The organism is Anaerococcus sp. AH8042_DFU013_CI05 (assembly GCF_047936775.1).
Taxonomy (GTDB): Bacteria; Bacillota; Clostridia; order Tissierellales; family Peptoniphilaceae; genus Anaerococcus.
Genome location: NZ_CP175954.1, coordinates 260,095 through 283,604, shown reverse-complemented (window position 1 = coordinate 283,604; position 23,510 = coordinate 260,095). Strand labels below are relative to the sequence as shown.

Annotated in this window: 14 protein-coding genes, 7 tRNA genes, 3 rRNA genes, 1 pseudogene and 1 other annotated feature; of the genes and pseudogenes, 2 read left to right on the top strand and 23 right to left on the bottom strand. The window is 35.3% G+C overall.

The window, feature by feature from the left end; genetic code table 11:
* Nucleotides 1–120: 120 nt before the first annotated feature.
* From ACKRLN_RS01450 to ACKRLN_RS01360, 19 genes are all read right to left on the bottom strand, one after another.
* Nucleotides 121–196 (bottom strand) — tRNA-Val (locus ACKRLN_RS01450).
* Between the two features lie 216 nt (nt 197–412).
* Nucleotides 413–487: transfer RNA gene (locus ACKRLN_RS01445), tRNA-Glu, on the bottom strand.
* A gap of 181 nt (nt 488–668) precedes the next feature.
* Nucleotides 669–743: transfer RNA gene (locus ACKRLN_RS01440), tRNA-Glu, on the bottom strand.
* Between the two features lie 33 nt (nt 744–776).
* Nucleotides 777–853: transfer RNA gene (locus ACKRLN_RS01435), tRNA-Met, on the bottom strand.
* Between the two features lie 16 nt (nt 854–869).
* Nucleotides 870–946: transfer RNA gene (locus ACKRLN_RS01430), tRNA-Met, on the bottom strand.
* Nucleotides 947–1,023: 77 nt separating this feature from the next.
* Nucleotides 1,024–1,098, bottom strand: a tRNA-Asn gene (locus ACKRLN_RS01425).
* Between the two features lie 78 nt (nt 1,099–1,176).
* Nucleotides 1,177–1,293 (bottom strand): 5S ribosomal RNA (gene rrf / locus ACKRLN_RS01420).
* 36 nt (nt 1,294–1,329) lie between these two features.
* A 23S ribosomal RNA gene (locus ACKRLN_RS01415) occupies nt 1,330–4,541 on the bottom strand.
* Between the two features lie 204 nt (nt 4,542–4,745).
* Nucleotides 4,746–4,822 (bottom strand) — tRNA-Ile (locus ACKRLN_RS01410).
* Between the two features lie 91 nt (nt 4,823–4,913).
* Nucleotides 4,914–6,440, bottom strand: a 16S ribosomal RNA gene (locus ACKRLN_RS01405).
* Together the 16S, 23S and 5S rRNA genes with 7 tRNA genes alongside form the textbook arrangement of a ribosomal RNA operon.
* A gap of 379 nt (nt 6,441–6,819) precedes the next feature.
* On the bottom strand, nt 6,820–8,025 hold the full coding sequence (locus tag ACKRLN_RS01400) for a glycosyltransferase family 4 protein (protein ID WP_416335028.1): 1,206 nt from the start codon (nt 8,023–8,025) through the stop codon (nt 6,820–6,822).
* Complete coding sequence (locus tag ACKRLN_RS01395) at nt 8,022–8,951, bottom strand: ABC transporter ATP-binding protein (protein WP_416335027.1); 930 nt, start codon at nt 8,949–8,951, stop codon at nt 8,022–8,024. The genes ACKRLN_RS01400 and ACKRLN_RS01395 overlap by 4 nt, the downstream gene beginning before the upstream one ends.
* Nucleotides 8,935–10,488: an ABC transporter permease gene (locus ACKRLN_RS01390; RefSeq protein ID WP_416335026.1), complete on the bottom strand. Its 1,554-nt coding sequence runs from the start codon at nt 10,486–10,488 to the stop codon at nt 8,935–8,937. The genes ACKRLN_RS01395 and ACKRLN_RS01390 overlap by 17 nt, the downstream gene beginning before the upstream one ends.
* A gap of 135 nt (nt 10,489–10,623) precedes the next feature.
* Nucleotides 10,624–11,790, bottom strand: coding sequence for an ABC transporter substrate-binding protein (locus ACKRLN_RS01385; RefSeq protein ID WP_416335025.1), 1,167 nt, complete (start codon nt 11,788–11,790; stop codon nt 10,624–10,626).
* A gap of 65 nt (nt 11,791–11,855) precedes the next feature.
* Nucleotides 11,856–12,341, bottom strand: coding sequence for a peptide-methionine (S)-S-oxide reductase MsrA (gene msrA / locus ACKRLN_RS01380; RefSeq protein ID WP_416335024.1), 486 nt, complete (start codon nt 12,339–12,341; stop codon nt 11,856–11,858).
* Complete coding sequence (locus tag ACKRLN_RS01375; protein WP_296141535.1) at nt 12,338–12,808, bottom strand: threonine/serine exporter family protein; 471 nt, start codon at nt 12,806–12,808, stop codon at nt 12,338–12,340. Before ACKRLN_RS01375 ends, msrA begins: the two co-directional genes overlap by 4 nt.
* Nucleotides 12,809–13,588, bottom strand: a complete 780-nt coding sequence (locus ACKRLN_RS01370; protein ID WP_203127498.1) for a threonine/serine ThrE exporter family protein — start codon at nt 13,586–13,588, stop codon at nt 12,809–12,811.
* 25 nt (nt 13,589–13,613) lie between these two features.
* A complete protein-coding gene (locus ACKRLN_RS01365) occupies nt 13,614–14,213 on the bottom strand; it encodes a J domain-containing protein (protein WP_416335023.1) in 600 nt (199 codons plus the stop codon).
* A 259-nt stretch (nt 14,214–14,472) separates the two neighbouring features.
* Nucleotides 14,473–16,242 carry an ABC transporter ATP-binding protein gene (locus tag ACKRLN_RS01360; protein WP_296141537.1) on the bottom strand — a complete coding sequence of 590 codons (1,770 nt, stop codon included), beginning with the start codon at nt 16,240–16,242 and terminating at the stop codon, nt 14,473–14,475.
* A 186-nt stretch (nt 16,243–16,428) separates the two neighbouring features.
* On the opposite strand from ACKRLN_RS01360, the gene ACKRLN_RS01355 reads away from it, so the two are divergent.
* On the top strand, nt 16,429–18,687 hold the full coding sequence (locus tag ACKRLN_RS01355; protein ID WP_416335022.1) for a metallophosphoesterase family protein: 2,259 nt from the start codon (nt 16,429–16,431) through the stop codon (nt 18,685–18,687).
* Between the two features lie 92 nt (nt 18,688–18,779).
* On the opposite strand, the pseudogene brnQ reads toward ACKRLN_RS01355, so the two are convergent.
* Nucleotides 18,780–20,112: pseudogene (gene brnQ, locus ACKRLN_RS01350) on the bottom strand (branched-chain amino acid transport system II carrier protein).
* A 62-nt stretch (nt 20,113–20,174) separates the two neighbouring features.
* Nucleotides 20,175–20,403: a binding site (T-box leader), on the bottom strand.
* Nucleotides 20,404–20,543: 140 nt separating this feature from the next.
* The gene (locus tag ACKRLN_RS01345) at nt 20,544–21,380 is read right to left on the bottom strand and encodes an aldo/keto reductase (protein WP_416335021.1); all 837 of its coding nucleotides are present in this window, start codon (nt 21,378–21,380) and stop codon (nt 20,544–20,546) included.
* A 51-nt stretch (nt 21,381–21,431) separates the two neighbouring features.
* Here ACKRLN_RS01345 and ymfI point away from each other — a divergent pair, with 51 nt between their 5' ends.
* The gene (ymfI, locus tag ACKRLN_RS01340) at nt 21,432–22,160 is read left to right on the top strand and encodes an elongation factor P 5-aminopentanone reductase (RefSeq protein ID WP_416335020.1); all 729 of its coding nucleotides are present in this window, start codon (nt 21,432–21,434) and stop codon (nt 22,158–22,160) included.
* Between the two features lie 130 nt (nt 22,161–22,290).
* Here the strand turns inward: ymfI and tnpA are convergent, their stop codons facing one another.
* Both tnpA and ACKRLN_RS01330 read right to left on the bottom strand, forming a co-directional pair.
* Nucleotides 22,291–22,761: an IS200/IS605 family transposase gene (gene tnpA / locus ACKRLN_RS01335; protein ID WP_416334547.1), complete on the bottom strand. Its 471-nt coding sequence runs from the start codon at nt 22,759–22,761 to the stop codon at nt 22,291–22,293.
* A gap of 210 nt (nt 22,762–22,971) precedes the next feature.
* Entirely contained in the window at nt 22,972–23,445 is a 474-nt protein-coding gene (locus ACKRLN_RS01330) for a GyrI-like domain-containing protein (protein WP_416335019.1), read from the bottom strand.
* Nucleotides 23,446–23,510 lie beyond the last annotated feature (65 nt).

The following is a 23,510-nucleotide window of genomic DNA, read 5'->3' as shown; positions in this document are numbered from 1 at the left end:
TACCTATGTAAAGGGTTGGGCTAGGGTAAAATCTACCCTAGTAAAATTATTACTAGTCTAAAAATCCAAAATATTCTCTACTTTATGTCTCTATTAAGAGCTATTTATAGACTAGTTATATGGTGGAAGTAACAGGGCTCGAACCTGTGACCCCCTGCTTGTAAGGCAGATGCTCTCCCAACTGAGCTATACTTCCATATTTACTTAATACATTATAAGTTAAAATCAAATATCTGTAAAACGGAGCTTGGGATTCGTAACCCAGTCCCTTGTAGGGTGGAAAGTACGGAGTACTTTTTATTTTCGAGATGAATCAAAGCGTAAGCTATTGATGAATCCGAAAAACTTACCACCGTCGGTGGTATCCCCGCCAAACGAAGATTTTATCTTTATATAAAAGTAATAATAATAGTGGTGACCCTACCGGGATTCGAACCCGGGATACCACCGTGAAAGGGTGGTGTCTTAACCGCTTGACCATAGGGCCTTGTTAAAAATGCATAATATATAATATAATTTTTGAAGCTACGATTCAAGGTGTCTTAGTCGGCTCCGTTTACCAAATCAAAGATTTGGACTTCGCGACATTTGACCTACCATCAATCCAACTTTGTTGTATTGGGTTAGGATCAAGAAACCGCTTGACCATAGGGCTTGTTTTTTATTAATGGTGACCCCATCGGGATTCGAACCCGAGAACCCGCCGTGAGAGGGCGATGTCTTAACCGCTTGACCATGGGGCCAAATTTAAAGGTCTATTAAACTAAATAAAAAAATGGTAGCGAAGAAGAGACTTGAACTCTTGACACTCCGGGTATGAACCGAATGCTCTAGCCAACTGAGCTACTTCGCCATATAAAAATTAATAATGGTTGCGGGAGCAGGATTTGAACCTACGACCTTCGGGTTATGAGCCCGACGAGCTACCAAACTGCTCCATCCCGCGATATATTAGTCCTCGGCTTCGCCTGCGGTATTTCGTGCTGATGCACGACTCCTCTATGAGCCGGAGGGACTAACTCTTGGCGCTCAGGGTGGGACTCGAACCCACAACCTACCGGTTAACAGCCGGGTGCTCCACCATTGAGCTACCTAAGCATAGTTATACTTAAATTAATCTAATATATTTTTTTACATTTATATCTAACTAGCCAATATGGCTAGCTAATATTAAATGTTTAGCAACTTCCTACTCTACCGGGAGGTCACCCTCCGAGTACCATCGGCGTAGTTGGGCTTAACTTCTATGTTCGGTATGGATATAGGTGTATCCCCAACGCTATCGTTACTATATTATATTTTGAACCTTTTAAATAGCCAACAATATTTCCAGTCAAGATTAAAAGTTTAGTATCCATTAGCTTAATACATTACTGCACTTACACCTTGGACCTATCAAACGTATTTTCTTTACGTACTTTTAGAAATCTTATCTTGAGGGTTGCTTCGTACTTAGATGCTTTCAGTACTTATCAATTCCATACTTAGCTACCCAGCTATGCTCCTGGCGGAACAACTGGTACACCAGTGGTATGTCCATCCCGGTCCTCTCGTACTAAGGACAGGTCCTCGCAAATTTCTTACGCCCACGCTGGATAGGGACCGAACTGTCTCACGACGTTCTGAACCCAGCTCGCGTGCCTCTTTAATGGGCGAACAGCCCAACCCTTGGGACCTACTTCAGCCCCAGGATGAGACGAGCCGACATCGAGGTGCCAAACCTCCCCGTCGATGTGGACTCTTGGGGGAGATAAGCCTGTTATCCCCGGGGTAGCTTTTATCCGTTGAGCGATGGCCCTTCCATGCGGTGCCACCGGATCACTAAGTCCGTATTTCTACTCTGCTTGAGCTGTATCTCTCGCAGTTAAGCTCGCTTTTGCCTTTGTACTCTACGAATGGTTTCCGTCCATTCTGAGCGAACCTTTGAACGCCTCCGTTACTTTTTAGGAGGCGACCGCCCCAGTCAAACTGCCCAACTGACAATGTCCTTTGCCCTGATTAAGGGTCAATGTTAGAATTCTGATATTAGAAGGTTGGTATCCCAAGGATGGCTTGGCACATACTGGCGTACATGCTTCTTCGCCTCCCAACTATCCTGTACATCTAATCTCAAAATCCAATATCAGCCTACAGTAAAGCTCCACGGGGTCTTTCCGTCCTAGCGTGGGTAAGTCGCATCTTCACGACTACTACAATTTCACCGGATCCTTTGTTGAGACAGTGCCCAAATCGTTACACCTTTCGTGCGGGTCGGAACTTACCCGACAAGGAATTTCGCTACCTTAGGACCGTTATAGTTACGGCCGCCGTTTACTGGGGCTTAAGTTCTAGCCTTCGCTTGCGCTAAGCCTTCCCCTTAACCTTCCAGCACCGGGCAGGTGTCAGCTCCTATACTTCATCTTACGATTTTGCAGAAACTTGTGTTTTTGGTAAACAGTCGCTTGGGCCTGGTTTCTGTGGCCATATCGCTATGGCTCCCCTTCTCCCGAAGTTACGGGGACATTTTGCCGAGTTCCTTAACAAAGGTTCTTCCGCGCGTCTTGGTATTCTCTACCTCCCTACCTGTGTCGGTTTTGGTACGGGCGCTTTGGTCATCGATAGTGACTTTTCTTGGCAATTTGAAATCGGCTACTTCTCTACTCATGTTTTCGATACCTATCACACATTAGCTTTTTGATTAGCGGATTTGCCTACTAATCAGCCTTTGTGCTTAGACTGCCATCCATCGGGCAGCTTAGCTTATCCTCTTGCGTCATCACTTCTCTAATAGCGACTTTAAGCGGTACAGGAATATAAACCTGTTATCCATCGGCTACGCCTTTTGGCCTCGCCTTAGGTCCCGACTTTCCCTGAGGGGACGAGCCTTGCTCAGGAGTCCTTGGGGTTTCGACGGGGATGATTCTCACATCCCTTCTCGCTACTCATGCCAGCATTCTCTCTTGTATTAAGTCCACGCCTGCTTTCGCTTGGGCTTCTTCCCTAATACAATGCTCCTCTACCACTGATAGAGTATTTAAATCTATACATAAGTAACCATCTTTTTATCGGTTTTAGAATACTTTTTTTCCAGACTTTGATATATTTTTTTATTTATATATCTTACTGTTTAATCTAGTGATTTTTGTAGTTATCTTGACCTAACTCAAATCTTTGATTTGTTAGTAGGTCAAATGTCTCACTGTTTCAAAATTAGCCCCTCCGGCTTTTGGAGGAGTGATTTGTCAAAGTGCAGACCAACTTACCTTTTACTTGTGATTTTGCGTAATTAATTAGTTGATAACTCGTTTTATCTTGATTGTATATTTTAATATTTCTCAGTCTAGTTTAGTTTTCTTTATCCTTTTTTAATGGTTTCCTTTATATTATAGATTTAAATTCTCTATCAATCCGAAGCTTCGGTACTGAATTTTAGCCCCGTTTATTTTCGGCGCAAACCCACTTGACCAGTGAGCTATTACGCATTCTTTAAATGTATGGCTGCTTCTAAGCCAACGTCCTGGTTGTCTTAGTAGGTTCACATCCTTTTCCACTTAATCCAGATTTTGGGACCTTAGCTGTCGGTCTGGGCTGTTTCCCTTTCGACTTAGGAGCTTATCCCTCTAAGTCTGACTCCATGATCTGATTTTTTGGCATTCGGAGTTTGATAGGCTTTGGTACGGTAAGCCGCCCTAGGCCAGTCAGTGCTCTACCTCCGCAAATCTTTAATCATAGGCTAGCCCTAAAGCTATTTCGAGGAGAACCAGCTATCTCCGGGTTCGTTTGGTTTTTCGCCCCTATCCACAGTTCATCCGATGCGTTTTAAACCGCACCCGGTTCGAGCCTCCAGTGAATTTTACTTCACCTTCACTCTGACCATGGATAGATCACCCGGTTTCGGGTCTATCGCACTTAACTTTCGCCCTATTAAGACTCGCTTTCGCTTTGGTTCCGTCTCTTAAAGACTTAGCCTTGCTAAGTACGATAACTCGCTGGCCCATTCTACAAAAGGTACGACATCACACTGTTGTGCTCTGTCTGATTGTAGGCTCAAGGTTTCAGGTTCTGTTTCACTCCCCTTTCGGGGTTCTTTTCACCTTTCCCTCACGGTACTTGTTCGCTATCGGTCACATGTTAGTATTTAGCCTTAGGGGATGGGCCCCCTATCTTCACAGCAAATTTCTCGTGTTCACTGCTACTTGCCCCCACAATATATTTTCTTTTGCTTACAAGACTGTCACTTTCTTTGGTTCATCTTCCCAAATGATTCTGCTAAAAAATATATTTCTTATTGGGTTGGGCTGTTTTCTTTTCGCTCGCCGCTACTTGGAAAATCGAGTTTTCTTTCTTTTCCTCCTGCTACTTAGATGTTTCAGTTCGCAGGGTCTTACTTCATAAAGCTATGTATTCACTTTATGATGACTGTGTCTTCCACAGCCGGGTTTCCCCATTCGGATACCTAGGGGTCATCGCTTTTTGTGAGCTTGCCCTAGTTTTCGTTCACTTACGTCCTTCATAGTCTTCATGTGCCAAGGCATCCACCTTGAGCCCTTTATTTCTTGACTGGAAATATTGTTTGCTATTTAATTTTTTACTCACTTTTGTGAGTGGTTCATTTATTGGTGTAATTTAAACTTTACACTTTAATTTACAAATTTCAAATAGTAATAATCAGCCAGGACAAATTTTATCCTCTGTCCTCGGGCATATGCCCTGCGGCAATTTCGCGCCTATTAGGCGCGAGGCCTCTATGAGCCGGCCGGGCTTGTTGGTGGACCTGAGTAGACTCGAACTACCGACCTCACGCTTATCAGGCGTGCGCTCTAACCACCTGAGCTACAGGTCCATGCAATTAATTGGTACCATTATATTTCTAATTAGAAATCACAAAGTAATTTCTTCTTGAGAAGTCGACGTATCGACTTCTCAATCCTTAGAAAGGAGGTGATCCAGCCGCACCTTCCGATACGGCTACCTTGTTACGACTTCACCCCAGTTACTGACCCTACCTTCGACTGCTGCTCCCTATTGGTTAGCTCACAGGCTTCGGGTATTGCCAACTTCCATGGTGTGACGGGCGGTGTGTACAAGACCCGGGAACGCATTCACCGTGGCATTCTGATCCACGATTACTAGCAACTCCAACTTCATGCACTCGAGTTGCAGAGTGCAATCCGAACTGGGACAGGCTTTTTGAGTTTTGCATCAGATCACTCTGTAGCTTCCCTCTGTACCTGCCATTGTAGCACGTGTGTAGCCCAAGTCATAAAGGGCATGATGATTTGACGTCATCCCCACCTTCCTCCGGTTTGTCACCGGCAGTATTGCTAGAGTCCCCAACTTAATGATGGTAACTAGCAAAAGGGGTTGCGCTCGTTATGGGACTTAACCCAACATCTCACGACACGAGCTGACGACAACCATGCACCACCTGTATTACAGTGAGCCGAAGCTCTAAGGATCTATCTCTAGATGCCCTCCGTAATATGTCAAGACTTGAAGGTTCTTCGCGTTGCTTCGAATTAAACCACATGCTCCGCTGCTTGTGCGGGTCCCCGTCAATTCCTTTGAGTTTCACACTTGCGTGCGTACTCCCCAGGCGGAGTGTTTAATGCGTTAGCTGCGGCACCCAGATTTACTCCAGACACCTAACACTCATCGTTTACGGCGTGGACTACCAGGGTATCTAATCCTGTTTGCTACCCACGCTTTCGTACCTCAGCGTCAGTTAATGGCCAGAAAGTCGCCTTCGCCACCGGTATTCCTCCTAATATCTGCGCATTCCACCGCTACACTAGGAATTCCACTTTCCCTTCCATTACTCAAGGTTCCCAGTTTTAGAAGCTTACTATAGTTGAGCTATAGCCTTTGACTTCTAACTTAAAAACCCGCCTACGTACCCTTTACGCCCAATGATTCCGGACAACGCTCGGTCCTTACGTATTACCGCGGCTGCTGGCACGTAATTAGCCGGACCTTATTCGTATAGTACTGTCATTTTCTTCCTATACAAAAGATTTTTACAACCCGAAGGCCTTCTAAATCACGCGGCGTCGCTGCATCAGGGTTTCCCCCATTGTGCAAAATTCCCCACTGCTGCCTCCCGTAGGAGTCTGGGCCGTGTCTCAGTCCCAATGTGGCCGTACACTCTCTCAAGCCGGCTACTGATCGTTGCCTTGGTGAGCTTTTATCTCACCAACTAGCTAATCAGACGCAAGTCCATCTTACACCGCTAAGCACTTTGACTTACTCTTCATGCGAAGTTAAAGTTTCATAGGGTATTATTCTCCGTTTCCAGAGGCTATCCCCTTGTGTAAGGCAGGTTACTCACGCGTTACTCACCCGTTCGCCACTAATCCTTTCATTTTCATTCCGAAGAAATCTAATGAGTTTCATCGTTCGACTTGCATGTGTTATGCACGCCGCCAGCGTTAATCCTGAGCCAGGATCAAACTCTCATGAAAAATTATTTAACTACTATTTTAAAATAGTAGTTTTAAGTTTTGTTCATAAAAGCTTTTTGATTCAAGCTCTTTTCATTTACACTGATCTTTTAATCAATGCGTGATTTAAATTTATCCTTTTCTATATTATATGGATAAGAATCATTTTCTCGGCCGTTCCGTCCTGCGACCACTCCGTGGAGGGTCCTCTTCTGGCCGGACTGGCCTAATTTTTGGTTACTCAAATTAATTGCTAAAGTTTAATTACTATTTTATTGTTTCATCAAATATAAATTTGATGGATGAATACCCATTTTCTAGATAAATCATCAGGTTCTTTGTCGCTTGTTAACGACAAGATATATAATACCATGGCATTTTATTCTTGTCAACACTTTTTTTAAAAATTTATTACATTTAATATTTTCTTACCTATATTAGCCCATGCTAATGCCTCTATTTCAGCGTTTACTTCGTCTGTAAATAAATTTTGATTTAGTCTTTTTATTTGTTTTTCTATATTAGTGCTTAGTCTTTGTACATACGCCGGTATGTCTTCTTTTACTGGCTTATCTACATCATAAATCCTTGGTAAGTTTGTGAATTCTATTAAGTGCTTTTCTTTAATCTTTTCTCCCACTAGATTATAAAGTCCCTCTATCTCACTTGTTACTACTAATTTATGACAGGCCAGGGCTTCTATTGCGATTAGTCCTAGGGCTTCAAAGTATGATGGTAAGACAAATATATCTGCATCTCTTAAAAGATTTGCTAGTTTCACCTGGTCTAAGGCATGACAAATTACTAGTCTTGGTGAATGATTGGCTAATTCTTTCATTTTGTGGCAAGATTCTAAATCAGCGTTGCCTACCATATGTAGCCTAATTGCTGGATACTTCTTTTCTAGTAATGGTAGAATTTGTACTAGTTCAAAAACTCCTTTTGACTGACTGATTTTTCCAGCATAGACAATATCAATGCTGCTTTTTTCTATCTTTTCTTTCGGAGGATAGAATACTTTTTCGTTATAGCCTCCACCTACATTATGGATTTTTGCCTCATCTATACCTAATAAATTAATTATTGCATCATCTTCTTTGTCAGTAACGGTTAATACATAATCAAGGTCTTTTAAATGGCTTAATCTTTTTAAAAATTTGTTGTGTTGTTTAACTTGTCTGATATCTGTCCCATGAGATATGCCTACCACTTTTGTATTTTTAAATATTTCTCGAACTAAATCAGTTATAAAAAACAAGTGGTGGGATATGACTATATCAGCTTTAAATTCTGCTTTTATTTCTAATAACTTTTTTCTGAAATTTTCTAAAAGGATATCGATCTGCTCTTCAGTCATTTGGCTATAGACAGTTGAATCATATGGCATAAGATCGCTCATCCCACAAATTCTAAATGGTAAAGATTTGGTATTGTAATAAACAGGTTTTAAAATTTTTGCATTAACTTTGTTATCATAAATTTCTTCCGTACCAAATACGGCTGCATTTTCTATTCCTAAACTATTTAAGCTATCTATAAGGTTTGTAAAATATACTCCACTGCCGGTTTTTGATGGAAGTTGAGTTAGTACGTGTAATATTTTCATTCTATATACTCCATATCGTATCTAAGTTTTATCCTATCACCAACTTTTTTATCAAAATTATCGTTAAGCAATAAAACTTTTAGTTGTTTATAATTATTTTCTACAAAAAGTTCAATAGTGCTTCCCATAAAGATAATGTCTTTAATTGTAAATTCTTCTCCCTTATCTGAGATTTTTACTTTTTCAGGTCTTATATAAGAATTCCCAATTATATTTTTTTGACCTATAAAGTCTAAGGTCTTTTTGTTGGCAGGATTGTTATACACTCTTTGTGCTGGTCCCTTGTCGATAATCTTACCTTGGTTTAATACTATGACCTCATCAGCCATCTTAAAGGCTTCGCTCTGATCATGGGTTACAAAAATGGTTGTTAGATCAAAGTCCTTATGAATTTTTCTTATTTCTAATTGCATCTTTTCCCTTAGTTTCTGATCTAAGGCAGAAAAAGGTTCATCCATTAAAAGTAGTTTGGGTTTTACAACTAAGCTTCGGGCAAGCGCCACCCTTTGCCTTTCTCCTCCAGAAAGAGCGGTTGGTTTTCTTTTTTCATATCCTTTTAGTCCAACCATTTCAATGGTTTGGTAGGCTAAGTCTTTTTTCTGATTTGTATTTAATGATTTTTGATTAAATTTAAGACCATACATCACATTATCCAAAACTGTCATATGAGAAAAAAGGCCCAGGGATTGAAAAACTGTGGATACTTTTCTCTGACTGGCTTCTAGATTTGTAATATTTTCATTATCTAATATAATTTCTCCATCATGGTCGATAAAACCACCAATCGAATGAAGAATAGTACTTTTGCCAGAACCAGAAGGACCAAGCAAGCACAAAAATTTTCCTTTTTCTAAATTTATGTTAATATTATCCAAAACCTTATTTGCCCCATAGGTCTTGGATAGATTTTTAATTTCTAAATACATACATAAACCTTTCTTTAAAACTATCTTGACCAAAAATCCAATTAACTAAAAGATTAAAAATTAGACAAATAACCATAATTAAAAGGGCGATTACCGATCCTTCGCCGTATCTACCACTATTTATAACATCAAACATAACAAGGGTTAAAAGTTTCTTGCCTGGATGTACTAAAAAAATAATTGATCCAACTGTTGTCATAGTAGTTGTAAAAGAATTTATCATGGAGATACGTAGGGAAGGCTTAATATTAGGTATAATTCCATCCTTAATTTCGTAAAAAGTATTTGCACCTAGGTCTCTTAAAGAATTTATTATATCTGTATTAATTGCTTTCATAGCAGTATTACCCACCCTGCTTGAAAATGGTAATTGTTTAAAAAGCACATTTAAAACAACAATTATACTTGTCCCAATAATCATAATCGGTGGGGATTTGAAATAAAGCAAGTAGCCTAAACCAAAAAATGTACCCGGAATAATATATGGCATATTTGAAATCAAATCGATTAACTTCATAAATTTACTATTTTTTATAATTAAATAGTAACCGATTAGCATTCCAATAATGGTACCAAAAATAGCCGAAATTAATGAATATCCTATAGATCTTAGCATTGCATCATTTATATAATTTTTGGCACGGGATAAATTATCCAAAGAAAATACTAAAGCACCTTTTTTCATAGTAGTAAAGGCACTTAAAAATATTGAAAAATAAAGGCTTACTAATAAGATCAATGTCAAAATTCCCATAAATTTAAATAATTGATATACAAATCCCCTTCTTTGAACACGGATTTCAGAAAGACTATTTGGATTTGCAGTTGAGCTTTTTTCCTTGTTTAATAAATTTCCTATTAAAAATATCAAAAGAATTGGTAATAAAAGCAGTACATTTAGAACACTTGCCTTTGCTAAATTTCCATTTGCTATAACTTCAAAGTATGATTCTAGCGCTAATACATTAAATTTACCTCCAATTATAGAAGGAGTTGCAAAGTCAGACATAGATTTAAAAAAACTTAGCATAAAAACTGTAAAAATCCCATTTTTTAGCTGAGGAATTATAATATCCTTTATTATAGAATTGGTATCTCCCCCAAGAGATCTTGCAGAATTAATCACATCCTTATCCATATTTTTTAAATATCCTAGCAAAATCAAGCAATTTAAGGAAATAAATGATAGAGTTTGCATAAAAATTACTCCCCACATATTGTAGGGGTTTAAAGATAAATGTAATAAATTATGGGTGATAAAACCTCTTCGCCCAAAAAGTGTAATATAGCTTAAGCTTGTAACAAATGGTGGACTGATTAGCGTTAGTAGGAGGATAAAATTAATAATTTTTCTATTTCTTTTATTAGTTAGGTATGTATAGACCGCTAACATTGTAGATAAAACCACCGAAAAAATCGAAGTTAGCATCCCCATTTTAAGAGAATTTGTTAAAAGCTTTTTATTTTCTAAAATATCCTTATAATATCTAAAATCAAGTCTGCCATCTATGATAAAACTTTCCTTAAATACACTCACAAATGGGAGTAATATAAAAAATATTACCGCTAAGGCCAAAATTACTTGTATTAAAATGTCAAAAAAATTTATTGTCTTTCTTCTTTTCATAATATGTACATATAAAATAAACCAAGGCTAGGCCTTGGTATTATCTTATTCTTCGCTAGCTTTGTCTCCAGCAATTTCTTTAAATTTGTTTAAAATTTCTTCTCTTTCTGATCCAAATGTAGATAGGTCTTCATCAATCAATTTATCTTTTGGTAATCCTAAGTCAAGACCTTTGATATCTGGAACAATTAATTGATTTGTATCTTTTCCATCGATTTCTGCAATCATATTTTGAGCTTTTTCGCTTAGCATAAAGTCAATGAACGCTTTTGCAATGTCAGCATTTTCGCTGTCTTTAAATATTGCAACACCCTCTGGAACCCAAGGAATTCCATCTTCTGGATAGATTACTGTTAGACCATAGTCATTAGCTGCATCAAATGCTTTTTGATCAACTGGGATAATACCAATTCCAAATTCGCCTTGAGCTGTTTTTTCTTGAGGATCCTTTCCTCTTTTGGAGTAAAATTCGATATTTTCATTTATTTTTTCAAATAATTCCCAACCTTCTTCTTTGCCATATAGGTCTAAAAGTCCTTTAAGGGCTGCGTAGTTTGTACCAGATATAGCTGGGTTTGACATGATAATTTCGCCCTTGTATTTTGGATCTGCTAAATCTTTCCAAGTTTTTGGAGCTTCTAGTCCTTTTTCTTCAAGAATACCATCATTTACAACAAATCCTACAACTGTAAGTCCTTTTGAGAAGTAATATCCGTCTTTATCTTTGTATTCAGCTGGAAGTTTGTCAGTAATTTCTGATTGATATTTTTCTAGTAGATCGTCATTTTTTGCTGCCATAAAGGCATCAAGACCACCACCGAACCATAGGTCAGCCATAGCTTTTCCCTCAGCTTTTGTTCTAGAAATAACTTCTCCGCTTGACATTGATAAAAATTCTACATCTGCACCAGTTTCATTTGTAAATTCTTCAAATAGTGGTACATATGAGTCACTTGTAGCAACTACATTTAAAGTTTTTCCTTCAAAATTTGGAGCTTCAGTTGCTTCAGCTTCTTCTTTGGATGCCTCTTCTTTTACATCTTCAGTTTTTTCTGTAGCTTCTTCTGTTTTATTCTCTTCTTCTACATTTTGCTCAACCGCACTTTCATTTGTTTTTGTTTCTTCTGCTGGCGCCTGATTTGACCCACAAGCTGTAAGGGCAAAAAGTGCAGCAAGTGTAAAAGAAAACTTACTAATAAAATTACTCTTCATACTTCCTCCTTAATAATATTAGTAAGTTTATTATATATTATATTTAATTTAAAATAAAGCCTAGTTTATAAACTAGGCTTATCATTTAAGTTTATGTGACAGTAACCAGTTGGATTTTTTTCTAGGTAATCTTGGTGGTAATCTTCTGCTATCACAAAATTATTTAATTTTTCAACTTCAACTTTTATTTCATCATTCTCTGTTTCTTGTTTTTTACTTATGAATGCTTTTGCTTTTTCTAAGTCTTCTTCGTTTTTGGAATAAATTCCTGTTCTGTATTGGCGACCTGTATCATTGCCTTGCTTGTCAATGCTAAATGGATCGATAATGTAATATAAATATTCTAAAAGTTTTTCAAGACTTATTTTTTCATCATCATATTTTATTTCTACTGTTTCTGCATGGTCAGTGTTTTTCACTTCTTGGTAAGTAGTTTGCTCAGCTTTACCATTTGCATAGCCTACCTCTGTATCTACTACTCCATCAATTTCTTTAAAATATGCCTCTACTCCCCAAAAACATCCACCCGCTAAGTATATTTCTCTAATCATTTTTTTCCCCTTAAATAATTGGTACGGTTAACACTTCTAGTTCTAAAACTCTTAAGTGATGTTGAAAACGAACTGGCTAATAGGACACCAAAAGATATGGATCCTGCTACTACAATTGTGCTATAAAAACTAGCTATGGCTAAATCCGACTGGTTATTTACAAAATAGTTCATGGTTTTGTATATCCCTTCACCTGGAACTAGGTTGATAATACCTGGGATAATAAAAACTGATGCTGGATATCTGAGTTTTTTAGCTAGCATTTCTGAAACAAAAGTGATGCTTAGAGCTGATAAAAATACTGCTATGTATTTGCTACCTGTCGTATCCATAACATATTTAAAAACTATCCATCCCATGCCCCCATTGACTGCTGATACTAAAAGAGTTTTTAATGGAACAGAAAATACTAGGGCAAAGCCTACTGTCGACATAATCGCTGCTATAAATTGTATTAAATATGACATTTAGAATAACCTCCATAAAGAAATAGGTACAGCTACCCCTACTGCAAGGGCAATTGATATTAATATCGCCATAGCCGTTCCCGTTATCCCACTTAGAGCATCCCCACTCATTAAATCCCTTACTGCATTTGTAAGCATAACACCTGGAACAAATGCCATCATACCACTAATGATAAGGATATTGATACTTACTGGTGTAAATTCATTTACAATCAGTGATGATAGGGAAAGAAATAAGCCATATAGAAAATTTACCACAAAAAAGTTTATTTTTTGTCTTTCTAAATATAGGGAAAATCTAAAAGCTAGATATCCAATCGCAAATGATGATATAATCTCTATCATATTTCCACCAAGAAGGATTGAGTAAGATCCAGCTGCTATCGTTGCTCCAAATACTTTTCTATAAACCGGTGTGCTTTCTTCCTTTTTAATTTTAGCAATTTCTTCTAAGGCTTCGTATAAAGTAAATTTACCAGCGGTAAAATTTCTAGAAAAAGTATTTACCCTATCTACATAGTACAAGTTGTTGCCTCTATTTCTGACCCTACGCATATTTGTGTGGATCTCCCCCTTGTAGGAAAATGAAATTATTATTGTATTGTATGAAGAAAATACATCCACATCTTTTATGGATTCTTTCGATCTTATTATTCTTTCAACTGTGTCCTCTACCCTATAAATTTCTGCACCATTTGCAAGCATTAAGGCCCCTGCAGAAGCAGCAACCTCAGATAGTATTACGGCTTCTTGTAGGGAAGTAATTTTTTCCTTAGTCATTTTCTATCCTTTTTTATCACATATATTATAAATAATTTTGCTTGTATTTTTTAATATTTTCCTCTGTTAAAAACTCGTAGGCTTCATTTACTTTTGTAAACATTTCTGTTGCACCAGGATCTTTATTGATATCTGGGTGGTATTTTTTGGCAAGCTTTCTATAATTTAGCTTAACTTGATAAATATCTGTATCTACACCAAGTCCAAGTATCTTGCAAGCTTCCTCATATTTTTCCTTAAAACCAATATTATTTACACCTGACTGTCCAGAATATCCGCCTTGATTGTATCCTTGATTATAATTACCATAAGTTCTTGAATTTTGATAGCCACCAAAATTTCTAGCAAATTCTTCAAAGCGACGATTCATTTCTTCTTGCTGACGGCGGGCTTCTTGCTCCCTTTGTCGGCGGCGCATTTGCTCTTGTTCATAGATATATTTATTTGAATAATCCGAAATACTCTCGTAGCCAACTTTTTGACCAGTTATCATAGAATCAGCCCTATCATACATCCATTCGGTAAGGGTGTAATTTATGTATCTTAAAAAAGAAATAAATTTCGGTCCCAAAATCGGTATAAAAATCACCGCAAAAATAAAATACATTACTTCTTTTGGTAACATTAAAGGAATTATTGGAAAGATAAATATAGTTGAACATCCAAAGATAAATATCATAAATAATAATTGCCTGATCCCCTCAAATGTGACCACTATAACGTTCATGATATTTATCAGCACATTAAAAAATGTCCCTAAGCCTGTCGCAAGGCCATGTAAAATTTTACCTAAAAACTTCATAATTTTTCTCCATTCCCTACGATTATATCAGAGTTTTCATTTTCTTTAAAATAAAAAAAGAATGGTTAATAAACCACTCTTTTTATCCAAATAATTCTTCGTTGTTACTATTATATAGATTGTAGTAAATTCCTTTTTTATCTAAAAGTTCTTTGTGATTTCCACGTTCAACTATACCATCATAGGTTAAAACTAAAATCTCATCTGCATTTATTATAGTAGATAGTCTGTGAGCAATAGTAATTGTTGTTCTTCCCTTTGATAAAGTTTCAAGAGATTTTTGGACAATTGCCTCACTCTTGTTATCTAGTGCACTTGTTGCCTCATCCAAGATAAGAATTGGTGGGTTTTTTAAAAATACTCTGGCTATGGAAATTCTTTGTTTTTGTCCACCTGATAATTTTACACCACGTTCACCGATATGAGTATCCATTCCCATTGGCAAGTCTTTTATAAATTCAGTTGCTCCAGCTAGGGCGGCTGCTCTTTCAATATCTTCATCTGTAGCATCATCCTTACCATAGCGGATATTTTCTTTTACTGTTCCACTAAATAAATAAACATCTTGTTGGACAATACCTATATTATCACGCAGTGAATCCAAAGTAAGATCTCTTATATCAAGCCCATCAATTTTAATAGATCCTTTTGAAATATCATAAAATCTAGGAATTAGTTTTGATATTGTAGTTTTACCAGCACCTGATGGTCCAACGAGAGCAATATTTTCTCCAACATCTACATTAAAGTTAATATCATCCAGAACATAAGGCTCATCTTCACTTGTTTCTGGATATTTGAAATATACGTGATCAAAGTTGATTTCGCCTTTTACATTAGTAAGTTCCCTTGCGCTTTCATCATCAAATATGAAATTATCCATCTCCATTACTTCTGTAAATCTTTCTATACCAGTAGTACCTGCTTGGAAAACATCAGTAAAGTTAATAAGTCTTTCAATGGTTGTAACAAGCATATTTAAATACATGGTAAATGCAATCAAATCACCAGGACTAATTTGTCCGTTAATTACGAAAAATCCACCTACAAAAATCAAAATTGCATACATAAGTCCAGCAAAGGCCTCATTTATCATGAAAAAACCTGCCATACCAAAATATCTATCTTTTTTGATATCTACGAACTTGTCATTATTTGTTTGGAATTTAGACTTTTCTATATCTTCATTTGCAAAAGATTTTACAACAGAAATACCTAGGAGTGTATCTTCAACTCCAGAGTTGATATCCCCAATTTGTCTTTTTACTTCCATAGTGGCTTGTCTAAATTGCTTTCTTTTTTTGCTAGAAACTACAAACATGATTGGAATGATAATATATATTATTAAAGATAGTTTCCAATTTATAGTAAGTAAAACTACAAATGATAAGATTAATTTTATTGCTCCTACTAAGAATTCTTCAGGAACATGGTGGGAAAACTCTGTAATATCAAATAAATCTGTCGTAATCCTACTCATTAAAGCTCCGATACGAGCATCGTTAAAAAATTCCGTGTCCATAGTTAATAAGTGATTAAATACATCTGCCCTCATGTCACGTTCAATTTTTGCACCCATGATATGACCAAGAGATTGCATAAAATATCTAGCAGCTACTTCAATTAATTTTGTAACTGTGTATACAATTCCTACTTTTACAACGCGGCTTGCATCCAGTAAACCTAATTGCGCCCAATCTGTAAGATTTGATAGAAGTATTGGTAATACCAATTGAGAAACAGTGGTTAGTGCTGATGCAAACAGGTCAGCAAAAAGTATTTTTTTATATGGATTATAGTAAGGTAAGAATTTCTTGATTAAATGCTTATTACTATAAGTTTTTTTCTGCATAAGTCCTCCTTATAAATTTTACATAATATTATTACTGTACTCTATTTTACCAGAGTTTAATTGATAATGATAATTTATATTAATTAAAATTATAATACAAAAATTTTACATAAAATTTACAATATTATGTAAATAATCTAACAATCATTATATATAATAGCCTTGAAAAATTTTATGGAGGTTCATATGAAAAAATATAACAAATTAGTCTTAGCCCTAGCTATTGCCAGTGCAAGTAGCGCAATCTTCCCTGTACAAAATACATATGCAGCAGAAGATACAGCAGTAGTAGAATACGAAAGCACTACTGAACAAAGTGATGAAAGTCTAAATGACCTTCTAACAGAAGAAGCAGATTTAGAGTCTACTACATATTCATCAGATAGTCATTTCAACTTTACAGATGATGAAGTTACATTTCCAAAAAACGAAGCAAATGTAAGAGAATCTGACGGAACAAACAAATTTAACAGAGCTACTGAAACTGAAAGAGAAACTTTTGGTGAAGACAAAAATGTAACAAATATTGATGAGAATGTTGCTAAAAAGTTAGAAGAAACTAATGGCGAATACGGTAAAAAAGATGGAGAATATGCTAACCACAATCTAAAAGCAATAACTACTCCAATCAAAAATATCGTAGTAAACAATGGTAAAAACGAAAATGAATTAGCAATTACTTGGTTTGCTAAGGGTGATGTTACAGATTCAAGACTAGTTTTTGATGGAAAAGAATATGAACCTGTTAGAGCTAGAAAAACTGGCGATGTAAATGATTACAGCACATACACAGCTATCGTAAACATTACTCCAGGAAAATCTTACACTTACTATGTAAAATCAGGATCATATAAATCTGATAACTACACTGTAAAAACAAAAGCACTAGGTGAAAATAACGAATTTAAAGTTGGATACTTTGGAGACCCACAAATGGGATCTGGAGACAGCGTTTGGGATTCTAAAGGTCTATACAAAAATACACAAGCAAAAGTTGATCAAGATAAAGTAGACTTTGCAAAATCATTAAAAAAATCTCGTGAACTTGACCCACACTTCTATCTTTCAATGGGAGATAACGTAGAAATTGTAAACTACGAAGGTGAATATGATTACTTCTTAGATAATGATTTATTCAAAGACAGCGTATTTTCAACTGTAGTTGGTAACCACGAAACTTACGTAGACGCTTCAAACGGTAGCCAAAGAAATACAGTTTTCTCTGATCATTTTTACCTACCTAACGAATCAAAATTAGGCTCTATCTCAAAAATTAATGAAGATGGTACAGCTTACTACATCCCAGGAGATTACTACTATTCTTATGGTGATACACTTTTCTTAAACATCAACTCAAATGTAAATGACTCTAAAGAACATGAAGCATTTATCAAAGATGCAATAGCAAAAGCTACTAAAGAACGTGGTAAAAATTTCTCATGGAAAGTAGTATCATTCCACCACGCTCCATACTCAACTGCAACTCACACATCTGATACAGATATTCTTGAAAGAAGACATGAATTAGTAAGAATATTTAATGAAAATGGTATCGACCTTGTATTAAACGGCCATGACCACATTTATACAAGAACTGGCCAAATGATAGCAGGTGAACAAGTCTTAAGCTTTGAAGATGCTTATGGTACAGATCCAAAAAATGAAAATGCTGGCATCAAAGATGGATTCACAAAAACTTACAACAATAGAGTTTATAAAGACAATAAAGTTGTAGTTGATGGTATAAAACTAGATTATAACCAAAAAGAAGTAACAAACCCACGTGGAACACTTTTCTTAACAATGTCTACATCAGCAGGATCAAAATTCTACAACCCAATTGGAGAAGACCAATGGTTTGTAAATAGAAGTTTAGATGATAGAAGCCAATTATTCTCATCTCTAACATTCTCCAAAAATATATTTAATATTAAAACTATGAACCCATATGGCGAAATCGTAGACTTCTATACAATTAACAAAACAGATGACTTTATTAATAACCCAGGTGTGAATAAAGATCTTTCAAAATCAAAACTAGAAGCATTAGTAAAAGAAGCTAAAAATAATAAACCAGTAAATAAAGAAGAAAATGTAGAACTTTATAATTTAGCAATCGAAAGAGCTGAAGAAGTATTAAACGCAACTTTCACATCTGAAGAAGAAGTAGATGCAGCTGTAGAAGTACTTAACACAAGACTTTCAAATGTAGAATTCCTTGCTGAAAATAAAGATGATAACAAAACAGATGATAAAAAACCTGCTAAACAAGTAAAAGGTGAAAAAGCTCCAAAAGCAGCTAAGCTAGCTAAAAAAGAAAATAAAGCTGACAAAAAAGAAGCTAAAAAATCTGACAATCCAAAAACAGGTGTAGCTACTCTAACTGGCGTTTATGCAACATTGTCAGTTGCAGCAGCTGGCCTATTTGCTACAAAAAGAAAATAATATTTCAAAATATAAATAAAAATACGAGTAATTATTACTCGTATTTTTTTATTTCTAGTATTTACTTATTCTTTTTTAATTTATTTTTTTACTTATCTTGCTAGTTGAGTTTCTCCAGAATGCTCAAACAATTTTGAAACTAGGCTAGTAACTACTAATACTACAAGAGTTGGCAGTAACCAAGATAACCCTTCTTCATACAATGGTAAAGACTCAAAAGTACTTGTAAGAACTCCAAGATTAATATTAAATGTTTTACTTAACACCTCTACAAATGGTAGGACTACTGAAACAACAGCAGCTGACACATAAGCAAGTTTTGAATAATTGATAAGATCATGGCTTATCCCCATAACTATAAGTACTAAAGCTACTGGATATATTATTTGTAAAAGAGGTACTGAAAATTCTAATAATTTATTTAGACCAAAGTTTGCCATTATAAATGAGAATAGTGTCCATATAATACCCAACTTTTATATGACAATTTGTGGTTAAATAAGCTTTCAAAGTATTCTCCACCACTTGTTATAAGCCCAACACAAGTTGTAAGACATGCTAGGGTAAAAATAGATGCAAGTAGTAATAGTCCAAAGTCTCCTAAGGCAAATTTAACTGATTCAGTAAGGACTTGTGCCCCATTTTCTAGACCTGCAAATCTATTAGATCCTATCATACCTATAGTTGCAAGTATTGCATATACTACAAACAGAACTGATCCAGCAAGTAATCCTGCCTTAACCCCATATTTTGTAACTTCCTTTTCATCTGTAACACCAAATCTTCTAATAGCTTGGGCTATTACAAATCCAAAATTTAGAGCAGCAACTGCATCCATTGTATCATAACCTGCCAAAAATCCTTTTGTCACTGGACCTGTTGCATAGTCTCCAGTAGGAAAACCAACACTCCTATCCATAGTTACAACTCTTATAAACATTATTGCTATAAGTACTAATAGAGTTGGTGTAAGGTATTTTCCTACTCTTTTACAAGTTTATTTGGCTTTAAACATATAAAAAGTGCTATTATAAAAAATACTAAAGTATATATAAATCTAGCTAAAGATAGATTAAATGTTTGAGGTATATAAGGAGCTATCGCCATTTCAAAAGGAACTGATCCAGCTCTTGGTATCCCAAGTCCTGGACCTATGGATAAGTATATTGCAGTTGTAAATACAACTGAAAACACTGGTCCAACCCTATTTGCAAGATTTGTTAAACCATTTGTTTTTCCTACTACTATGGATCCTAAGACTGGAAATAAAACTGCGGTAACGCTAAAAGCTAGTAGTGAAATATATGTAGCAGAACCTGCTTGGTTACCTAGTAGCGGTGGAAAAATTAAGTTTCCAACTCCAAAAAATAAACCAAATAGCATTATGCTAACTTGTAAAAACTGACTTCTTGATAATTTTTTCATTATTTCCTCCCAAAAATTTTTCACAATATTTATCCATTAAAAAAGTCCCTTGTCTAAAATAGACAAAGGACGAAAATTTCCGCGTTACCACCTTTATTCTTATTGAAAAATAAGCAACTCAAGCATCTAGCAATGCCGGGTTTTGATAACGCCAACCATGGCGACATATCTTACTGTCTTCAGATATGCAAAAGAAAAATGATTTTCGAACTCATTTCTAAGGATGGATCTCACCAAACTCCAACTCTCTGTGCTTATAGATAAGCCTACTCTTTTTTTCGTAATTTTTATTAAATAAATAATTATTGTTAAGATAATTATAGGGCAATTAAATTTACTTGTTAAATATTTTATTATAAAAATGTATTTTTTTGAAAGTTTATTTAATTAGTACTTTAAATATTAATGCTTTCTAATTGTAGATAATAAATTTACATATTAGAAGCTTTTTCTAACCATTCCTTATCTTCTGGATTAGCTGAGTATCTTTCCTTTTTATCTAGGCTTGCTAGAGAATTCATATCATCTTTTGTAAAATTAAAATCAAATAAATCGATATTTTCATAAATTCTTTTTTCATGGGAAGACTTAACTAAGATCATAACTCCTCTTTCGATATTCCATTTTAAGGCGATTTGCGCAGGAGTCTTACCATATTTTTTTCCTATATCTTCTAGGACATCTTCTTTAAGAAGATTTGATTTTCCTTGAGCAAGTGGTCCCCAAGCTTGATGGAGGATTTTGTTTTCTTTTAAAAACTCATGTGTGTCTTTATCTTGTAAGTGCAAGTGACTTTCTAATTGGTCAATAACTGGTAATGTTCCTTCTTTTAACAGTTCTGACATTTGATTAATAGAAAAGTTGCAAACACCAATACTTTTTATAATTCCTTGGTCCTTATAATCGTTAAAAACTTTCCAAGCTTCTTTGAAATTATCTCCATACCAGTGTAAAAGTGCTACATCTAAGTAATCTACACCTAAATCCTTTAAAGATCCTTCGATAGATTCTTTTGTTTTATCAGCTGAATAGGCATTTGGCCATACCTTTGTAGCTATTTGATAATCTTCGCGATTTTTACCATAGGATTTTAAATATTTTCCTAAAATATGTTCATTTTCATAAAATTTTGCTGTATCAAAATATGTGTAACCAGCCTTTAGAGCAGTTTCTATAGCAAGGTCCATATCTTTTTCTTCAATAATTTTATAAGTACCAAATCCTATTGCAGGTACTTTTGTGCCGTCATTTAATGTAAAATAATCCATAATATTCACTCCTTTTGATAATTATATACCCGATTATGTTATAATTTTATTATGAAAACAGTTTTAATAACCGGTTCTTCTAGGGGCATAGGTGCTGCCATTGCTAGAAGACTAAATAATGAATACAAAATAATAATTAATTACAACAAAAGTAAAGATAAAGCCATGGAGCTTTTGGATGAACTAAGAGAGACAAATCCAAATGTTATCGCCATCAAGGCTGATGTTTCTGATGAAAATGAAGTTGAAAATATGTTTGCTATTGCTGAAAAAAATTTTGGACATGTTGATATATTGATAAATAACGCTGGTATCTCTCATTTTTCCATTATCCAAGACATTGACTTTGATACTTGGAAAAATGTTATAAATACAAATCTTAATTCAGTTTTTTTAAATAGTAAGCGTGCCATTCCAAATATGATTTCAAATCAGTATGGAGTCATAATAAATATGAGCTCAATTTGGGGAGATTTTGGAGCTAGCATGGAGGCCCTTTATTCTACCAGCAAGGGTGGGATAAATACTTTTACAAAGGCTATGGCAAAAGAACTTGCCCCTTCTGGCATCAGAGTAAATGCAATAGCCCCGGGTATTGTTGATACGGATTTGATGAGAAATGATTTTTCTAAATCAGAACTTGAAGAACTAAAAAAAGAAGTTGCTGTAAATAGATTTGCAAAACCTGAAGAAATTGCTGGTCTTGTAAGATATTTAATATCGGATGAAGCATCCTATATTACAGGTGATATTATCCATATAAACGGCGGTTTTTATTGAAAAATCAGAACTACCAGCTTAGCTGGTAGTTTCCACAGCGCCTATAAGGCGCGAATACCGGCACGCCCCTACTGGGGCTCCGAGTATTCTCCACATGCAACACTATCCCAGCTACTGCTTAAGCAGTTATTTATTTGCTCTTTGGTACTGACTCACCCGTAAACGGGTCATAATATTCCTTTAAGCTGATTTGGTCTGAATAATAATCTTCTTTTAATTGATTTTGTATATATTCTTTTATCATCTTTTCATTTCGTCCTACTGTATCAACATAGTAACCTCTACACCAGAAATGTCTGTTTCCATATTTATATTTCAAATTGGCATGACGATCAAATATTATTAATGAACTTTTCCCTTTTAGATATCCCATTATTTCTGATATACTATATTTTGGTGGTACTTCTATCAACATATGAACATGATCTACACAAAGCTCAGCTTCTATTATATTTATTCCTTTACGTTGACATAATTCTCTAAGTATTTGACCTATATCTTTTTTTAGTTTTCCATATATTGCTTGCCTTCTGTATTTTGGTGCGAACACTACATGATATTTACATCTCCATTTGGTGTGTGATAAACTATTCTTGTCCATTAAATTCTCCTTGTTTTAATTGTGCATGTGGTTATCACAATTATATATCAAGCGAGAATTTTTTGGCTTGAAGCTAAAGCTAAATTCCTCCACCTGCATAGCAGGTGGTTTATTGTTTCACTCACATTCGTTCGTTCAACTCACTTAAGTGAACAATAAAAGTCTCATAAGCTGAAACAATAGCTTATGAGACTTAAAATCCATATTCAACTATATTATTGGTACACAAAGCTCGCATAAGTGATTATCGACTAAACTTTTTTTATACCTTTCTATAATAGGCCTTTTATAATCCTGAGAGTATCCTTTCTGTATCAATACTTTATGATAATTTATCCAGATACTTTGTATACTCTCTTGGGTATGTGAAATTAAAAATACTAGATACTTGCCACCTCTAATTTTTCTAGAACAAATTTCTTCTTTTATGTCGTTTTCTATAAAATCATCTTTAAAAATCACTCCTACATCATATCTGCACTCACTTGGACTAACTAGTTCTGGGTTATCTAAAGCTATAGAAAGTATAGTTGTGTCTTTATCAAATCCAATATTATTCCTTAACCAACTTTTAAATCTTTCCATTAATATTTTATTTTCTGGTCCATATTCACCTACTCTTCTCATATATATAAATTCTGAGTCAGGGATATTTTCTAATTTACATTTTAAATAAAAATTCAATTTATATTCTCCAATATTTGTTAGTACATCGATGTCTAAAGAAATTGTATATCGATTTAAAATGG

Coding starts and splice junctions, on each gene's coding strand:
- ACKRLN_RS01345 (WP_416335021.1), bottom strand. CDS start 21,380: ATGGATTATTTTACATTAAATGACGGCACAAAAGTACCTGCAATAGGA.
- ACKRLN_RS01370 (WP_203127498.1), bottom strand. CDS start 13,588: ATGACTAAGGAAAAAATTACTTCCCTACAAGAAGCCGTAATACTATCT.
- ACKRLN_RS01375 (WP_296141535.1), bottom strand. CDS start 12,808: ATGTCATATTTAATACAATTTATAGCAGCGATTATGTCGACAGTAGGC.
- ACKRLN_RS01395 (WP_416335027.1), bottom strand. CDS start 8,951: ATGTATTTAGAAATTAAAAATCTATCCAAGACCTATGGGGCAAATAAG.
- ACKRLN_RS01400 (WP_416335028.1), bottom strand. CDS start 8,025: ATGAAAATATTACACGTACTAACTCAACTTCCATCAAAAACCGGCAGT.
- ymfI (WP_416335020.1), top strand. CDS start 21,432: ATGAAAACAGTTTTAATAACCGGTTCTTCTAGGGGCATAGGTGCTGCC.
- ACKRLN_RS01355 (WP_416335022.1), top strand. CDS start 16,429: ATGAAAAAATATAACAAATTAGTCTTAGCCCTAGCTATTGCCAGTGCA.
- ACKRLN_RS01360 (WP_296141537.1), bottom strand. CDS start 16,242: ATGCAGAAAAAAACTTATAGTAATAAGCATTTAATCAAGAAATTCTTA.
- ACKRLN_RS01365 (WP_416335023.1), bottom strand. CDS start 14,213: ATGTTACCAAAAGAAGTAATGTATTTTATTTTTGCGGTGATTTTTATA.
- msrA (WP_416335024.1), bottom strand. CDS start 12,341: ATGATTAGAGAAATATACTTAGCGGGTGGATGTTTTTGGGGAGTAGAG.
- tnpA (WP_416334547.1), bottom strand. CDS start 22,761: ATGGACAAGAATAGTTTATCACACACCAAATGGAGATGTAAATATCAT.
- ACKRLN_RS01385 (WP_416335025.1), bottom strand. CDS start 11,790: ATGAAGAGTAATTTTATTAGTAAGTTTTCTTTTACACTTGCTGCACTT.